At 72.9% G+C, this 15,533-nt stretch carries 13 protein-coding genes; 8 read left to right on the top strand and 5 right to left on the bottom strand.

The window, feature by feature from the left end; all coding sequences use genetic code 11:
* The first annotated feature begins 136 nt into the window (after nucleotides 1-136).
* Both AC5L3Z_RS13035 and AC5L3Z_RS13030 read left to right on the top strand, forming a co-directional pair.
* Nucleotides 137-1,408 (top strand): DUF1800 domain-containing protein, encoded by a 1,272-nt coding sequence (locus AC5L3Z_RS13035; RefSeq protein ID WP_494841810.1) that lies wholly within the window; start codon nucleotides 137-139, stop codon nucleotides 1,406-1,408.
* Nucleotides 1,408-2,661, top strand: coding sequence for a DUF1501 domain-containing protein (locus AC5L3Z_RS13030; RefSeq protein WP_494841808.1), 1,254 nt, complete (start codon nucleotides 1,408-1,410; stop codon nucleotides 2,659-2,661). The genes AC5L3Z_RS13035 and AC5L3Z_RS13030 overlap by 1 nt, the downstream gene beginning before the upstream one ends.
* Nucleotides 2,662-2,691: 30 nt before the next feature.
* On the opposite strand, the gene AC5L3Z_RS13025 is transcribed toward AC5L3Z_RS13030, so the two are convergent.
* The 3 genes from AC5L3Z_RS13025 to wrbA form a co-directional block, all read right to left on the bottom strand.
* The gene (locus tag AC5L3Z_RS13025) at nucleotides 2,692-4,431 is read right to left on the bottom strand and encodes a trypsin-like peptidase domain-containing protein (RefSeq protein WP_494841806.1); all 1,740 of its coding nucleotides are present in this window, start codon (nucleotides 4,429-4,431) and stop codon (nucleotides 2,692-2,694) included.
* Nucleotides 4,432-4,652: 221 nt separating this feature from the next.
* Nucleotides 4,653-6,023, bottom strand: coding sequence for an MFS transporter (locus tag AC5L3Z_RS13020; RefSeq protein ID WP_494841804.1), 1,371 nt, complete (start codon nucleotides 6,021-6,023; stop codon nucleotides 4,653-4,655).
* A gap of 23 nt (nucleotides 6,024-6,046) precedes the next feature.
* Nucleotides 6,047-6,727, bottom strand: coding sequence for an NAD(P)H:quinone oxidoreductase (gene wrbA / locus AC5L3Z_RS13015; protein ID WP_494841802.1), 681 nt, complete (start codon nucleotides 6,725-6,727; stop codon nucleotides 6,047-6,049).
* Between the two features lie 75 nt (nucleotides 6,728-6,802).
* On the opposite strand from wrbA, the gene AC5L3Z_RS13010 reads away from it, so the two are divergent.
* Entirely contained in the window at nucleotides 6,803-7,267 is a 465-nt protein-coding gene (locus tag AC5L3Z_RS13010) for a MarR family winged helix-turn-helix transcriptional regulator (protein WP_494841800.1), read from the top strand.
* Nucleotides 7,268-7,316: 49 nt separating this feature from the next.
* Here AC5L3Z_RS13010 and AC5L3Z_RS13005 read toward each other — a convergent pair whose 3' ends face one another.
* Nucleotides 7,317-8,285, bottom strand: coding sequence for a DUF6183 family protein (locus AC5L3Z_RS13005; protein WP_494841798.1), 969 nt, complete (start codon nucleotides 8,283-8,285; stop codon nucleotides 7,317-7,319).
* A gap of 54 nt (nucleotides 8,286-8,339) precedes the next feature.
* Entirely contained in the window at nucleotides 8,340-9,206 is an 867-nt protein-coding gene (locus tag AC5L3Z_RS13000; protein WP_494841796.1) for a class I SAM-dependent methyltransferase, read from the bottom strand.
* A 135-nt stretch (nucleotides 9,207-9,341) separates the two neighbouring features.
* Here AC5L3Z_RS13000 and AC5L3Z_RS12995 point away from each other — a divergent pair, with 135 nt between their 5' ends.
* The 5 genes from AC5L3Z_RS12995 to AC5L3Z_RS12975 all read left to right on the top strand — a co-directional run bounded on the left by AC5L3Z_RS12995 (nucleotide 9,342) and on the right by AC5L3Z_RS12975 (nucleotide 15,531).
* The gene (locus AC5L3Z_RS12995) at nucleotides 9,342-10,301 is read left to right on the top strand and encodes an NAD(P)H-binding protein (RefSeq protein WP_494841794.1); all 960 of its coding nucleotides are present in this window, start codon (nucleotides 9,342-9,344) and stop codon (nucleotides 10,299-10,301) included.
* Between the two features lie 168 nt (nucleotides 10,302-10,469).
* Entirely contained in the window at nucleotides 10,470-11,318 is an 849-nt protein-coding gene (locus AC5L3Z_RS12990; protein WP_494841792.1) for a MurR/RpiR family transcriptional regulator, read from the top strand.
* A 12-nt stretch (nucleotides 11,319-11,330) separates the two neighbouring features.
* Entirely contained in the window at nucleotides 11,331-12,986 is a 1,656-nt protein-coding gene (gene hutU / locus AC5L3Z_RS12985; RefSeq protein WP_494841790.1) for a urocanate hydratase, read from the top strand.
* Nucleotides 12,983-14,182 (top strand): allantoate amidohydrolase, encoded by a 1,200-nt coding sequence (locus tag AC5L3Z_RS12980; protein ID WP_494841789.1) that lies wholly within the window; start codon nucleotides 12,983-12,985, stop codon nucleotides 14,180-14,182. Before hutU ends, AC5L3Z_RS12980 begins: the two co-directional genes overlap by 4 nt.
* Nucleotides 14,179-15,531 (top strand): formimidoylglutamate deiminase, encoded by a 1,353-nt coding sequence (locus AC5L3Z_RS12975; protein WP_494842185.1) that lies wholly within the window; start codon nucleotides 14,179-14,181, stop codon nucleotides 15,529-15,531. The genes AC5L3Z_RS12980 and AC5L3Z_RS12975 overlap by 4 nt, the downstream gene beginning before the upstream one ends.
* The last annotated feature ends 2 nt before the right edge of the window (nucleotides 15,532-15,533 follow it).

Raw genomic sequence — 15,533 nt, 5'->3', positions numbered from 1 at the left:
GGACGGTCCGACCGGTTTCGGGGGGCCACCGTGAGCAGGAGGACCGGCTAGAATGGGCGCGCCTGGTCCGGCAGCGCACAGTGGACGGCAGAGACCGGTCCTCGAGATCCCGCGACCTCCACGTAGGTTGACAACGATGAGCGATGACGTCGCGATGCTGTTGCGGCGGGCGGGCTTCGGTCCGACGGCGTCCGAGCTGGCGGCAGCGAAGAAGGCCGGTTACGCGGCGACCGTGTCGAGGTTGCTGGCACCGGCCGGGCCGGACCGGGGCGCCGCCACCGCACCGATGCCGGAGCTCGGCCGCGACCCCTTCGACGACCTGCCGAACCCGACGGCCGAGCAGCGGGCCGCGGCGGAGGCGACCCGGCGGGTGCACACCAGCGCGCTCATGCGGTGGTGGCTGGACCGGCTGACGGCCGCCGACCACCAGGCCCACGAAAAACTGATCTTCTTCTGGCACGGGCACTGGGCCACGTCGATCCGGAAGGTCGGCAGCCCCCAGTTCATGCTCGCGCAGCACCGGAAGATCCGCAGCTCGCCGACGATCGGGGTGATGGCGAGGAAGCTGGTCTCCGATCCCGCACTGGTCTACTGGCTCGACGGTCAACTCAACACCAGGGACGCACCCAACGAGAACCTCGCCCGCGAGCTGATGGAGCTGTTCCTGCTGGGCATCGGCAACTACACCGAGCGGGACGTGAAGGAGGCCGGCCGCGCGCTGACCGGCTGGAGGACCGATCTGGGTGTCCCGGAGACGGCCATCTTCTTCCCCGGCGTCCACGACGCCGGACCGAAGACGATCCTCGGCAGCACCGCCGACTTCGACGCCCACACGCTGGTCGACCTCCTGGCCCGGCAGCCGGCCTGCGCCCGTTTCATCGCGTCGCGCCTGTGGTTCCGGTACGGCTCCTCCACCGAGCCGATGGCCGGTTCGACGGAGCAGCGGATGAGGGCGGCGTTCCCCGTCGGCATGCGCATGCTGCGGGCCCTCTTCGAGGACGAGGAGTTCCGCTCCGGTCGCCACCGGCTGGTGAAGCAGCCGGTGGAGTGGCTCGTCGGCGCGATGCGGCAGTTGGCCATCCGGCCCGCCCGCCTCCCGGAGGACACGTTGAACCGGATCCTGGCCGGGTTGGGCGGCCTGGGTCAGGTCCCGTTCGCCCCACCGAGCGTGGGCGGCTGGCCGAGCGGGGCGGCGTGGCTGAATTCGGCCGCGGCGCAGGTCCGCCTGGGCCTGGCCGATCTGCTCGCCGGTCTCGCCGAGATCGACCGCCTGACCGCCGAGGAGCTGGCGACCCTCCTCGCGGTCGAGACGTGGACGCCCCGGACCTACCTGGCCCTCAAGCAGGCGAGGCATCCGCGGCAGCTGCTGACCCTCGGGCTGGCGAGCCCGGAGTACCTGGTGATCTGATGGACTCGTTGACCCGACGCAGGTTCCTGCTCGCCTCGGCCGGCGCCGGCGGCGCCGCCGCGCTCGCCGCCGCAGGCATGGGCCTGGCCGAGCTGCTCTCCACCGCCGGCGACCCCGGGTCGGGAGCCGACGACGGCCTCGACAAGCTGGTCCTGGTCACCCTGTACGGGGGCAACGACGGCCTCAACACCGTCGTCCCGTACGCGGACGCGGCGTACCATTCCGCCCGCCCCGAGCTGGCGTACCCCCCCGAGCGGGTGCTGCGTCTCGACGACGCGCTCGGGCTGAATCCGGTGCTGACCGGGCTGAAACGACTCTGGGACGACCGGCAGCTGGCCGTGGTGCTCGGGGTCGGCTATCCCCGGCCCGACCGGAGCCACTTCCGGTCCATGGACATCTGGCAGACGGGGTCGCCGAAGCTGCCCCTGCCCACCGGTTGGGTGGGCCGCTGGCTCGACGGGACCGACGCCTCCGCCGAGGCGGCGGTCAGCTTCGAGCCGGTACTCCCACCGCTGCTGGTGGGCGAGACGCGGGTGGGCGCGTGTGTGGCGGTCGGCGGGCTGGAACTCCCGGGCGGCATCGACGCCGAGATGGTCGCCGCGCTGGGGCGGCCCCAGGACGGCGAGTCGGCGCTCCAGGCGCGCGCGGCCCAGGCGCACCAGGAGTTCCTCCAGGTCAACCGGCTCGTCCACCAGGCGGAGCGGGGCGCCCCGTCCGCGACGGGCGAGCCGCCACCCCTGCCGTCGACCGCGACCGGTGGCGGTAGCGCCCTGGCCGCGCAGCTCGCCCTGGTCGGCCGGTGCGTCGAGGCGGGTGTGCCCACCCGGGTCTACTCGGTGAGCCTGGGCGGATTCGACACGCACGCCAATGAGCGGGTCGGACAGGAGTGGTTGCTGAAGCAGCTCGACGAGGCGCTCTCCGCGTTCCTGGACCGGATGGCGAGGACGCCGGCGGGCCAGCGGGTGACCGTGGCGGTGTACAGCGAGTTCGGCCGCCGGGTCCGGGCGAACTCGTCGGACGGCACCGACCACGGCACGGCCGGTCCGCTCCTCGTGCTCGGTTCCGGGGTCGCCGGTGGCCTGTACGGCGAACAGCCGAGCCTGGTCGACCTGGACGACGGGGACCTCCGGGCGACGGTGGACTTCCGCGACGTCTTCGGCACGCTGCTCGACTCCGTACTCAAGGCCGACCCGGCCCGGTACCTCAACGGCTACCAGCCGCGGTCGCTCCCGCTCCTGCGCGACGGCCGGTAGCGGCGACAAACCGACCCGGGGTCGGGCGGTTCAGTCGCTCCCCTCGATCTTCTGGCGGTCGGCCGCGTTCTGCCGGTAGGTCCGCGCGACGAGATTGGCGGGTGACCGGGCCGCGACGGTGTCGAGCCGGCTGATGGCCTCGGCGTACCGGCCGGCGAAGTAGTCGTCGAGCCCGCTGCGGTAGAGCTTGTCGGTATCGCCGAGACCGTCGGTGACCCCGGCTTCGCCGAGCATCGCGTCCAGCGTGGACGCCGGAACGACCAGACGGTTGGCCTTGTCGGGCAGCGCCTCGTCGTTGTCCAGGATGCCGACGACCCGGCCGTTGGTGTCGATCACCGGTCCACCGCGGGAGTGGATCCCCACGTCGTCGTTGACCCGGGTCACGGCGACCGGCCCCAGGCTGCCCGATCCGGTCACGGTCACCCGCTTCGACGCGACGGTGTAGGCGGCGGTGAGGGGGTCCTTCTCGGCCGTGGCGTACCCGACCGAGAGCAGTGCCGTCCCTTCCGACAGCTCGGCCGACGTGTTCAGCTCGGCCACGGGCAGCCCCTCCTGAGCGAGCTTGACCAGCGCGACGTTGCCCGCCAGCGGATCCCACGTCCGGACGATCTCACCGGGGATCGCCGGGCCGTCGGTGAGGTTGCCCCTGGCCACGTTGAGCTGTCCGAAGACCCGGACGGCCGGTTCCTTCGCCGAGTCGATGCCGGTGAGGACGGTGGTCCTGAGCTGCCGCGCGACGTACTCGTCGAGTTTGCCGGGCTCGAGCTTCTTCTCCTTGATCAGGATCCGGCCCAGCGCGTAGAGGGCGTTCTGCCGCGGGGTGTCGCCGGTGGGCCGCACGCAGAAGCCGTTGGTGAGCACGTGGCCGGCGGGACTCACCACGAAACCGCTGCAGCGACGGTTGAAGGTGATCGGCGCCGCCCGCAGCGGCGTCCCGGTCTGCTTGTCCCGGAGGTACCCGGTGAAGACGACCTCCACGTAGACCAGGGACGGCGAGGCCACCGCGACGGCCCGCTCTTCCAGGGTGTACGGCGGCGGGGCGCCCTCGCCGTCGTCGGAGCCGACCCAGACGGCCACGCCACCGGCGGCGGCAAGCACCACCAGCACCAGCGCGACGATCCCGAGCCAGAGCCCGGTGCGGCGCCGGGGCGGCGCGGAGGGCTGGATCCGGCGGGCGGTGGAGGTCAGCGGGTCGTCCGGCGGGACGCTCACCGGCTGCGGGTAGGCCGGCGACACCGGCGGGCCCGACACCTGGTGCGGGGGTGTGGAGACCGGGTGGGGTGGGGCCGACACCGGCGGCGTGGAGACCGGGTGCGGGGGCGACGAGACCGGGGGCGTGGAGACCGGCTGCGGCGGGGCGGAGACCTGCGTCGGGTCGCCCTGCACCGCCCACGGCGCCGGCTGCGACTGCGGGGTCGTGGGCACCTGGAGCATCGCCACGGTGCTCTCCTCGGCCGGCTGGTCACTGTGGATCTCGTGGCCCAGGGCGAGGAACAGCCGGTCGGCGCCGGGCCCGTCGGCGGGGTACGCCACCCAGGGCGCGGGCGCGGTGAAGTCGGCGGCCAGGTACGGCCCGCCGGCGCCGCCCGGCGCGGCCAGCGCGTCGGCCATCCCGGAGAAGGCCCGCCGCCAGGCCGGGTCCTCGGCCACCACGGGTTCGAGCACCGCGACGGTCACCAGCCGGTCCTGCCCGTCGACGGCCCACCAGGCCCTGCCGACCTGGCAGACGCCCATCACCTCGGTGAACCTGTACGGACCGTCCGGCTGCATGCCCACTCCTCTGCTCGCCCGCCGAGCGGATACTACAGAGAGGACGCTCGTGCCTCCGTCCACCGACCGGGTGTGACCTGCCGACGAAACTGATCCTGCGTCGGCCGATGTCAGCGCGTCCAATTGTCTCCGCGATCCGCATGCGCCGATGAGGTCGCTCGCCGCACCCCGGTCGTAAGCCGAGCAGGGGTGCGGCGAGCAGTGTGTGGCGTCACCGGTGGTCAGCCGCCCCGGTGCCGCGGCAGCAGCAGGCTGACCACCGCGATGGCCAGGCCGAGCCCGGCCGCCGTGAGGAAGACCAGGTCGTAACCGGCGGCCGTCGCGAGCACCGCCAGGCCCACCGACCCGCCCACCTGGCTGGCGGTGTTGGCCAGGCCGCCGACGGTTCCCGCGTCGCCGTCGGGGACGTCGGCGGTCGCCGCGGCCATGAGGGTGGGGAAGGTCAGTCCGATGCCGACCGCGATGATCAGCGTGGGCCCGAGCACGCCGGTGACGTAGCCGCTGTCGGCGTCGGCCAGGGAGAGCCAGCCGAAACCGGCCAGGAAACAGACGCTGCCGGCCAGCACCAGCCGGCGCACACCGGTTCGCGGCAGCAGGGCGGAGGCCCAGCGCGCGACCAGCATGAACATCACCGCCGCGGGTGTCTGCCCGAGCCCTGCCTGAAGCGCGCTGAAGCCGAGTGCGTTCTGCAGGAAGAGCGAGGTGAAGTACCACATCGCGATGGCGATCCCGCCGAACAGCAGCAGCATCCCGTTGCCGACGGCGACTCCCCGGATCCTGAACAGGCGCAGGGGCACCATCGGCTGGGCGGCGAAACGCGCCTCCACCACGGTGAAGACGGCGAGCAGGAGCAGACCCGCCAGGGCTGGCCCGACGACTCGCACGGACATCCAACCGTGATCGGCGCTGTGCATCACCCCGTAGACCAGCGCGGCCAGACCGGCCGTCCCCGTGATCGCGCCGACGAGGTCGAGCGGTTCCTGCCGGCCGGTTCGCGTGCCGGCCAGCGACATCATGGCCACCAGGATCAGCACCGCGCCGATCGGCACGTTGATGAGGAAGACCCACCGCCACGACAGGCCAGTGGTGAGGGCGCCGCCCGCGAGCGCACCGGCCATCCCGCCCACACCGCCCGCGGCGGACCAGGCACCGAACGCCCGGGCGCGCGCGTGCGCCTCGGTGAAGCTGGTGTTGATCACGGCCAGCGTCGCCGGGGCCAGCACCGCGGCTCCCACGCCCTGCACGACCCGGGCCCCCACCAGGACCTCAGGAGCGGTCGCCAGGCCGGCGACCAGGCTTGCGGCGGAGAACAACGACAGCCCGGCGACCAGCAACCGTCGGTGGCCGAACAGGTCGGCGGCGCGACCACCCAGCAGCATGAAGCCGGCGAAGGTGAGCAGGTAGCCGTTGACCACCCAGGCCAGGCCGGTGGGGGTGAAGCCGAGGTCCCGGCGGACCGAGGGCAGGGCGACGTTGACGATGGACGCGTCCAGGATCACCATGAACTGGCAGGCACACGCCAGCGACAGGATCATCCAGGCCGAGCCCGCGTGCGACCTGGCCCGCTGAGTTGCGGTGCTGGTGCTTGTCATGACCTCCTCCGCCGACCCGCCGCTCACGCGGTCTGCAACGTCGTCTCGGCGACGGCCCCGGGGGCGTCGCCGTCGCCCGTGGCGCCGTCGGTGAGGCGGTCGCTCCCCAGTAGCCGGATCGTGGTCCGGGCCAGCCGCCGTCCCTGGTAGCGGGCCGCATCCAGCGCTGCGGCGTCGGGGCCCTCTCCGGTCGGGCCGGTCACGGCCGACGTGCCGTAGGGGTTGCCGCCGGCGGCGTACACGGCCGGATCGGTGAACCCGGGCGGGACGATCAGCGCGCCCCAGTGGTAGAAGACGTTGCCCAGCGACAGGATCGTGGCCTCGCTGCCGCCGTGTCGGTTGAAGGCCGAGGTGAAGGCCGTCACCGGCTTGTCGGCCAGTTTCCCTTCCCGCCACAGCCCGCCCGCCTGGTCGATGAACTGCTTGAGCTGCGCGGCCGGCGCGCCGAACCGGGTCGGCGTGCCGAACGCGAACGCGTCGGCCCATGCCAGATCCTCGACCGAGGCTTGGACGATCGAGGCAGCGGCGTCGGCGTGCCGCCGCCACCGCGGGTTCTCGTCGATCGCGCTGTCGGGTGCCAGCTCGGCGACCCGCCGCAGCCGCACGACGGCCCCGGCCGAGGCGGCACCCTCGGCGACGGCCTGCGCGAGCGCGTGCACGGTTCCTGTCGCGCTGTAGTAGATGACGGCGACCTTCACGGTCATGCTCGGCTCCTCGTGTTGCTAGAATTAGTTATCCGCATAATGTTATGCGGATAACTAACCTGTCAAGGAGAGCCCGTGGACTTCGCGTACGCCGACGCCCTCAACCAGGCCATCCGCCTGCTGAGCCTGCGCCACCGGGCCAGGGCCGCGGCGCTGCTGGCCCCGCTCGGCCTGCACCCCGGCCAGGAGGCACTCCTGCTCGAACTCGCCCGGACCGGCCCGAGAATCCAGGCCCAGCTCAGCGAGGCCCTCGGCTGCGAGCCGCCCAGCGTCACGGTCATGACCCGCAAGCTCGAAGCCGCCGGTCACATCCGCCGCGGACCCGCCCCCTCGGACAAGCGCGCCAGCGTCGTCGAACTCACCGACAGCGGCAAGGCTCTGGCCGACCAGGTCAAGCAGCTGTGGCGCGCTCTGGCAGAGGAAACCGTGGCCGGCCTGCCCGCCGAAACGGCGGCGGCACTACCCGGCATCCTCCACACCATGACGAGCAACGTGGACACCCGGCGCCCGGCCACCCACCCGGCCGCCGGCACGGCCTAGCTGTCCGATCCGGCAGGGTGGGCGACGCCGCTGCGGCGTTGACGGACGATCAATCGAAGTCGTTGCCGGTGACGACCCAGGCGATACCCTGCTCAGGGTCTTCCATCGCGAGGTGCAGGTACCAGATCTCGTCGTCGGGCTCCTGCCAGGCGACGCAGCGCAGGCGTTCGACGAACGCGGTGACGGTTTGCGGATCTGCGGGAGGCGTCGACCCCGCCATAGGGGCGAGCGCTTCCCAGAGCGCTGTCCGTCCCAGCGCCTGTCCGGTTCGACGCCCGTAAGCCAGTTCACCGGCGGCCAGGTGCACCAGGCCGCAGTACGCGTCGGCGAGAAGAACCTGTGATCCCTCGCGCCCCCGCCGGCCCTGCCACTGCTGTCCCCTGGGCATCCTGGCCCGGTCGGTGGCGACCATCGAGGCCGCCTCCCAGGCGGTGCCGTGGAACGCGTAGCCCCGCGCGGCCGATGACAGCCCGTCCAGGAGCGGCACCGCGTCATGCTGTGCCGGACGTACGGTGGTCGTGGGCAGCGGCATCGGGTCGACCAGGTGGCTCGGATAGGCCCAGATGGTGCAGCCCGACGTGCCGGTCCGGTCGTACTCCGAGATGTCCAACGTGCTGTACCAGTTGGCTGCTTCCCACGGCTGAAGGCTCAGCGGGGCACCGAGCAGGTGTGAGTCAGCGTCGGTGGCACGGAGGTCCTCCCCGTGCAGCACGCGAGTCTGGGCCACCAGATGCCGCACGCGCGGGTTGGTCAGATGCGGGGACAGTTCCCGCCACGTACGGTTTTGCGCCACCACCTCCCACAGCGGCCCCGTGTACCCCCTGTCGTCGTCGGGAAAGAGTTCGGCAGCGGCGGCGGCGATCCCCACCGGGGCCTCCAGTGCCACGACGTGCGCCACCTCCCGCCGCTCGTCCAACGGCGCCGCATCGGCTGCGGCAGCGAAGTCCAGCAGGTCGTGCCAGCGTCCGGCGTCTGCCAACAGGTCAAGGTTGCGGTAGGCGACAGCAGGTGAGGTCACCTCGTCATCGTGCTCCCTGGCAAAGGGTGACGGCACGTCAGGGGCGTCTGGGGGCTACAGATCCGCGACCACGACCATCCGATGGTGATCGATACCGAGCGGCCGGCCATCCTCGCCGTATCCGGTCACCTCGGTGAATCCCGCCGCGGTGCACCAGTCGCGCAGTTCAGGAAAGGCGAACAACCGTTTGACGAAAGCGAGCCGGCGGGCGCGGCCGTCACGGATCACGGTGCGTTCCACTTCGAAGCGCCCGGTCAGCGGATCGAGGTGGTGGCGGTCGACGAGCATGTCGCCGTTGTCGCGGGTCGCGGTGATCCTCGACGGGGTGTACGACCTGAGGAACTTCGTCAGGTTGTCCAGGTCCATGGCCAACCGCCCACCGGGCCGTAGGACTCGGGCGATCTCGGCCAGTACGGCGCGGTTGGTGGGATCCTCGAAGTATCCGAACGCGGTCGTCCAGTTGACCACCCGGTCGAACCGGCCTGACCACGGCAGGTCCCGCATGTCGCCGGAGACGTATTCGACGTCGACGGCCATGGCAGCGGCGTCGGCGCGAGCGCGCTCCAGGAACACCGCCGACGAGTCCAGGCCGGTGACCCGGCAACCCCGCGCGGCCAGGGCGTTCGCCAGCACACCGTGGCCACAGGCCAGATCGAGCACCGTCATGCCAGGTTCCAGGTCCAGCAGCCGCCAGACGAGATCGGCGGCGGCCGACCGACCAGGGTACGCCGTACCCACGACGGGGCCGTGTGTCGGCGCGTCGGCCCCCGACGCGGCGAAGAAGTGCAGGTAGTCCTCGTCGTACATCGCTGTCGCATCGAACAGGTCCGCCGTCACGGCGCCAACCGTACGGAGCGGCATTCGTGCCGGGCAAGGGGATCGCAGACGCTGTGCCTGGGTTCGGCCGAACACACCACGCATGGCGAGGGGCGTGTTGATAGGGTCCGTGAATCGGATCCGCAACGTTGATCCGGGCGGTCGTGGCGCGAGGCTGAGCCCCGCCACCGCTGTCCGATCACGCGCAAGATTCCCGCCACCAGCTTGGAGGGTCTTGCCATGGACGAATCTCGGTTGCTCGCGAAGGCGCCGGACGCCAGGGGCGTCTCGCTACTGACCGTTGTCAAACCTCGCAAGGACGAAGGTTGCAGCCCCACGGGGGTCGTCGGACGGTGCCTGGCGCGGCAGTTGCTCGCCGCCGGCGGGCGGGTTCGTGTGCTTGCCGAGCCGGAGGAGTCCGCCAACTGGCCGGGCGGCGTCGAGGTCGTCGAAGGCTCCATCGTCCGGCCACTGGAGTGCGCCGAGGTCTTCAACGACGTCGACGGCGTGTTCCTCGCCGGCGCTCACCCTTCGACGGTCCAGGAGGCGTTGGCTTCCGCCCGCGACGCGGGCGTCGGAAGGATCGTCCTCCTCTCGTCTCACGGGCCGGAGTACGAGCAGGCGAATCCGCCGGAGACCTGGTTCTGGCTGGCGATCGAGAAAGCCGTGGAAGCTTCCGGAATCGCTTGGACCCACATCCGGCCCTCGGCCGTGATGGGAGCCGTCATCGACGGTACGTATCCCGCAACGGGATCGGACTGGCCGGACACCATCCGCGCCGAGGGAGTGGTGCGCGAGGCCATTCTGGAGAACGGTCATTATCCGTTCATCCATGAGGACGATCTCGCTGCCGTCGCGGCGGCGGCGCTGCTGAGCGACCGTTACTCCGGAACCGTCCTCGAGGCAGTCGGCCTGCCGGTGAGCACCCGCTCCCGGGTATCGAGCATCGCCAACGCCATCGGTCGCGACATCGGTACCGTCGACCTCACGGCCGCCGAGAGCCGGGCGATCTGGCGACGCCGCGGCTGGCCCGACGGCGCTGTCGACGTGACGCTGTACGCCCTGGAGGAGTACGGCGCCCGCCTCGCCGAACTCACCCGGTGGACCCTGGATCAACGACCCTCCGTGCAGGAGATCATCGGCCGTCCACCGCGCACCTACGACGACTGGGCGGTCGAGAACGCCGACCTGTTCCGCTGATTCCCCGCCGAGGTGCGCTCGACCCGGCCGCGTCCGCGCAACCGCACACCCACCTGCCGCCGGCGATGCGCGCGTCGGCGCCGGTCGCCGCTGGGTGAGCAGCCCCGCCGACTACGTTCCTCCGGCAACGGGTTGCCTTGTGAAAGTTTTCATGCATAGAGTCACGGCATGAATGACGGAACTGTCGCCGCGCCCCCTGACCGGGTGCTCGACCTGTTCCACGGCGTCCGGCTCACCCCCACTCAACGCCGCATCGCGCACTGCCTGGTGCAGCACGCCGCCGCGGCGGCGTACCTGTCCGCCGCCGAGGTGGCCGAGCTCGCCGGGGTCAGCCAGCCCTCGGTGACCCGGTTCGCCATCGCGCTCGGGCACGACGGCTACCCGGCGCTGCGCCGCCGCCTGCGCGAGGTGACCGCCGGCGCGGACGGCGCCGCCGGCGAGGGCAACGAACTGCAACGGGCGGTCCGGGCCGAGATGGCCAACCTGGACCGGCTCGCCGGGCAGCTCGCCGACCGGGACCGGATCGCCGCCGCCGGTCACCTGCTGGCGGCGAGCCGCCCCCTGCCGGTGCTGGGGCTGCGCGCCGCCGCGCCGCTGGCCGCCTACTTCGCCTACTTCGCCGCGAAGGTGCACCCGGACGTCCGGGTGCTCGACGACGGCGGCAGCCTGCTCACCGATCGGCTCGAACAGGCCGCCGCCGCCGGGGCGAGCGCCCTGCTCGCCTTCGTGCTCCCCCGCTACCCCCGGGAGACCTTCGAGGCGCTGCGCGAGGCCCGCGACGCCGGGCTGACCGTCGTGGCGATCACCGACTCCCCGGTGAGCCCGGCCACCGACTACGCCGAGGTGGTACTCCCCGCCGCCGTCGGCACCGACCTTGTCTTCGACCTGCACACCGCCCCGATGACCCTGGCCATGGTCGTGCTCCAGGCGATCTGCGACGCCTCCCCGGGCGACACGCAGGCCCGCCTGGAGGCGTTCGAGTCGTCCGCCGCCCGTCGCCAGTTGTTCCTCGGCTGAGAGGAGAACGAGATGCACCAGCCCGTCCGCGCCGCCCGCGGCACCGCACGCACCGCGAAGGGGTGGCCGCAGGAGGCCGCCCTGCGGATGCTGATGAACAACCTCGACCCGGAGGTGGCCGAGCGCCCCGACGACCTGGTCGTCTACGGCGGCACCGGCAAGGCGGCCCGGGACTGGCCGTCGTACCACGCGCTGGTCCGGACGCTGACCGAGCTGCGCGAGGACGAGACGATGCTGGTGCAGTCCGGCCGTCCCGTCGGCGTCATGCGCACCCACGAGTGGGCGCCCCGGGTGCTGCTGGCCAACTCCAACCTGGTCGGCGACTGGGCGACCTGGCCGGAGTTCCGCCGCCTGGAGCAGCTCGGCCTGACCATGTACGGGCAGATGACCGCCGGGTCGTGGATCTACATCGGCACCCAGGGCATCCTCCAGGGCACGTACGAGACGTTCGCGGCGGTCGCCGCGAAGCGCTTCGGCGGCACCCTGGCCGGGACCCTGACGCTGACCGCCGGCTGCGGCGGGATGGGCGGGGCGCAGCCCCTCGCGGTCACCATGAACGGCGGCGCCTGCCTGATCGTGGACGTGGACCGGACCCGGCTGGACCGCCGGGTGCACGACCGCTACCTGGACGAGGTGGCCGACTCCCTCGACGACGCGATCGAGCGGGTGCTCGCCGCCAAGCGGGACCGGCGGGCGCTCAGCGTCGGCGTGGTCGGCAACGCCGCCGTCGTCTTCCCCGAGCTGCTGGTGCGCGGCGTCGAGATCGACATCGTCACCGACCAGACCAGCGCGCACGACCCGCTGTCGTACCTGCCCGTCGGGGTGGAGCTGGACGACGCCGCCGACTACGCGGCGGCGAAGCCGGCCGAGTTCACCGACCGGTCCCGGGCGTCGATGGCCCGGCACGTGGCCGCGATGGTCGGTTTCCTCGACGCCGGGGCGGAGGTCTTCGACTACGGCAACTCCATCCGCGGCGAGGCCCAGCTCGCCGGGTACGAGCGGGCCTTCGACTTCCCCGGCTTCGTGCCGGCGTACATCCGGCCGCTGTTCTGCGAGGGCAAGGGCCCGTTCCGCTGGGCGGCGCTCTCCGGCGACCCGAAGGACATCGCCGCCACCGACCGGGCCATCCTGGAGCTGTTCCCGGAGAACGAGTCCCTGGCCCGGTGGATGCGGATGGCCGGCGAGCGGGTCGCCTTCCAGGGCCTCCCGGCGCGGATCTGCTGGCTCGGCTACGGCGAGCGGGACAAGGCCGGGGTGCGGTTCAACGAGATGGTCGCCTCCGGCGAGCTCTCCGCGCCGTTGGTGATCGGCCGGGACCACCTGGACTGCGGTAGCGTCGCCAGCCCGTACCGGGAGACCGAGGCGATGGCCGACGGCTCCGACGCGATCGCCGACTGGCCGCTGCTCAACGCCCTGGTCAACACCGCCAGCGGGGCGTCCTGGGTCTCCATCCACCACGGCGGCGGGGTGGGCATCGGCCGGTCGCTGCACGCCGGGCAGGTCTGTGTCGCCGACGGCACCGCGCTGGCCGGGCAGAAGATCGAGCGGGTGCTCACCAACGACCCGGCGATGGGCGTCATCCGGCACGTCGACGCCGGCTACGACGGCGCCCGCGAGGTCGCCGAGCGCACCGGCGTCCGGGTGCCCATGGCCGAGGGCCCCGCATGAGTGATCTCGCGAGCCGGTTCCGGAAGCTGTGGGACGAGATCGCGCCGGTGGGGCGGGACGCCGGCAGCGGCGGCTACCTGCGCTACGCCCTGACCGAGCCGGAGCTGCGCCTGCGGGCCTGGTTCCGGGCGCAGGCCGACGAGCGCGGCATGCCGGTCACCGAGGACGGCAACGGCAACCTCTTCGCCTGGTGGGGTGACCCGCGGGCCGGGGACGCGGTGCTCACCGGCAGCCACTTCGACTCGGTGCCGCACGGCGGGGCGTACGACGGGCCGCTCGGCATCGTCAGCGCGTTCCTCGCCGTCGACGAGCTGCGCGGCGCGGGCGTCGCGCCGGCCCGGCCGGTGGCGGTGGCCGCGTTCGTGGAGGAGGAGGGGGCCCGCTTCGGCGTCCCCTGCCTGGGCTCGCGGCTGCTCGCCGGGGAGATCGCGGTCGACCGCGCGGCCGGGCTGCGCGACGCGGCCGGAGTGAGCTTCGCCGAGGCGCTGGGCGACCGGCCGGCGGGCGCCGACCCGGCGCTGCTGGGCCGGTTCGCGGCCTTCGTGGAGCTGCACGTGGAGCAGGGCCGCGCGCTGGTCGAGCAGGACGCGCCGGTCGCGGTCGCCAGCGCGATCTGGCCGCACGGCCGGTGGCGCTTCGACGTCCACGGCGAGGGCAACCACGCGGGTACGACCCGGATGGCCGACCGTCGCGATCCGATGCTGACGTACGCCTTCACGGTGCTGGCGGCGAACAAGGAGGCCCGGCTGCGGGGGGCGCACGCCACCGTCGGCCGGGTGTCGGTGGAGCCGAACGCCACCAACGCGATCCCGTCCCGGGTGACCGGCTGGCTGGACGCCCGGGCGGCCGAGCCGGAGACGCTGCACGAGCTGGTCGAGGCGGTGCACGCCAAGGCGGCCGAGCGGGCCCGCCGCGACGGCACCGAGCTGACCCTCACCGAGGAGTCGGCGACCCCGCTGGTCGCCTTCGACGGCGGGCTGGCCGACCGGCTGGCCGCGCTGTTGGCGGCGCCGGTGCTGCCCACCGGGGCGGGGCACGACGCCGGGGTGCTCGCCGCGCACCTGCCCACCGCGATGCTCTTCGTGCGCAACCCGACCGGGGTGTCGCACTCCCCCGCCGAGTCCGCCTCCGACGACGACTGCGCCGCCGGAGTGACCGCCCTGGCCCGCGTGCTGGAGGAGCTGACATGCCGGTGAACCGTTGGCTGGCCGAGTACGCCTGGCTGCCCGAGCACGCCGAACCCACCCCCGACGTGCTGATCGAGACCGACGGCGGCCGGATCACCACGATCGCCCCGCTGACCGCCGGGGGCCGGCCGGCCGCCGGCGTGGAGGTGCTGACCGACGCCGTACGACTGCCGGGGCTCACCCTGCCCGGCCTGGCCAACGCCCACTCGCACGCCTTCCACCGGGCGCTGCGCGGCCGGACGCACGGCGGCCGGGGCGACTTCTGGAGCTGGCGCGACGGCATGTACGGGGTCGCCGCCCGGCTCGACCCGGACTCGTACCTGGCCCTGGCCCGGGCCGCCTACGCCGAGATGGCGCTGGCCGGGATCACCTGCGTCGGCGAGTTCCACTACCTGCACCACGGCCCCGACGGCCGCCCGTACGACGACCCGAACGCGATGTCCGCCGCGCTGGTCGAGGCGGCGGCGCACGCCGGCATCCGGCTCACCCTGCTCGACGCCGCCTACCTGACCGCCACCGTGGACGGCGAGCCGCTGGCGGGGCCGCAGCGACGCTTCGGTGACGGGGACGCGCTGCGCTGGGCGGAGCGGGTCGGCGCCTTCCGGCCGGAGAACGACCACGCGCGGGTCGGTGCGGCGATCCACTCGGTCCGCGCGGTGCCGGCCGAGCAGCTCGCCACCGTCGCCAACCTGGCCGAACGCGCGGGCGTGCCGCTGCACGTGCACCTCTCCGAGCAGCCCGCCGAGAACGACGCCTGCCGGGCGGTGCACGGCTGCACCCCGACCCGGCTGCTGGCCGACCACGGGGCGCTCGGCCGGCACACCACCGCCGTGCACGCCACCCACCCCACCAGCGCCGACCTGGCGCTGCTCGGGGAGAGCCGGACCGGCGTCTGCCTCTGCCCGACCACCGAACGGGACCTCGCCGACGGCATCGGCCCGGCCCGGCGGATGGCCGAGGCGGGCAGCCCGCTCAGCCTGGGCAGCGACAGCCACGCCGTGGTCGACCTCTTCGAGGAGGCCCGGGCGGTGGAGCTGGACGAGCGGCTGCGCACCCGCAGGCGGGGGCACTTCAGCCCGGTCGAGCTGCTCACCGCCGCCACCGTCGCCGGGCACGCCGCGCTGGGTTGGGCCGACGCCGGGCGGCTCGCCGTCGGCGACCGCGCCGACCTGGTCACCGTACGGCTGGACAGCGCCCGCACCGCCGGGGTGCCGCCGGTCGGGGCGTTCTTCGCCGCCACCGCCGCCGACGTGAGCCACGTGGTGGTCGACGGCCGGGCGGTCGTCGCCGAGGGTCGGCACCTGACCGTCGACGTGCCGGCCGAGCTGCACACCTCCATCGCGCAGGTGACGGCATGACC

It is taken from the genome of Micromonospora sp. LZ37 (assembly GCF_059359015.1).
Note: the sequence above shows the minus strand (reverse complement) of the source record. Positions and strands in the feature narration are given on the sequence as shown.

What these genes read in the sequence shown, in the direction of transcription:
- AC5L3Z_RS13035 (WP_494841810.1), top strand. Translation starts at nt 137, where the DNA reads ATGAGCGATGACGTCGCGATGCTGTTGCGGCGGGCGGGCTTCGGTCCG.
- AC5L3Z_RS13030 (WP_494841808.1), top strand. Translation starts at nt 1,408, where the DNA reads ATGGACTCGTTGACCCGACGCAGGTTCCTGCTCGCCTCGGCCGGCGCC.
- AC5L3Z_RS13025 (WP_494841806.1), bottom strand. Translation starts at nt 4,431, where the DNA reads ATGCAGCCGGACGGTCCGTACAGGTTCACCGAGGTGATGGGCGTCTGC.
- AC5L3Z_RS13020 (WP_494841804.1), bottom strand. Translation starts at nt 6,023, where the DNA reads ATGACAAGCACCAGCACCGCAACTCAGCGGGCCAGGTCGCACGCGGGC.
- wrbA (WP_494841802.1), bottom strand. Translation starts at nt 6,727, where the DNA reads ATGACCGTGAAGGTCGCCGTCATCTACTACAGCGCGACAGGAACCGTG.
- AC5L3Z_RS13000 (WP_494841796.1), bottom strand. Translation starts at nt 9,206, where the DNA reads ATGCGTGGTGTGTTCGGCCGAACCCAGGCACAGCGTCTGCGATCCCCT.
- AC5L3Z_RS12995 (WP_494841794.1), top strand. Translation starts at nt 9,342, where the DNA reads ATGGACGAATCTCGGTTGCTCGCGAAGGCGCCGGACGCCAGGGGCGTC.
- AC5L3Z_RS12990 (WP_494841792.1), top strand. Translation starts at nt 10,470, where the DNA reads ATGAATGACGGAACTGTCGCCGCGCCCCCTGACCGGGTGCTCGACCTG.
- hutU (WP_494841790.1), top strand. Translation starts at nt 11,331, where the DNA reads ATGCACCAGCCCGTCCGCGCCGCCCGCGGCACCGCACGCACCGCGAAG.
- AC5L3Z_RS12980 (WP_494841789.1), top strand. Translation starts at nt 12,983, where the DNA reads ATGAGTGATCTCGCGAGCCGGTTCCGGAAGCTGTGGGACGAGATCGCG.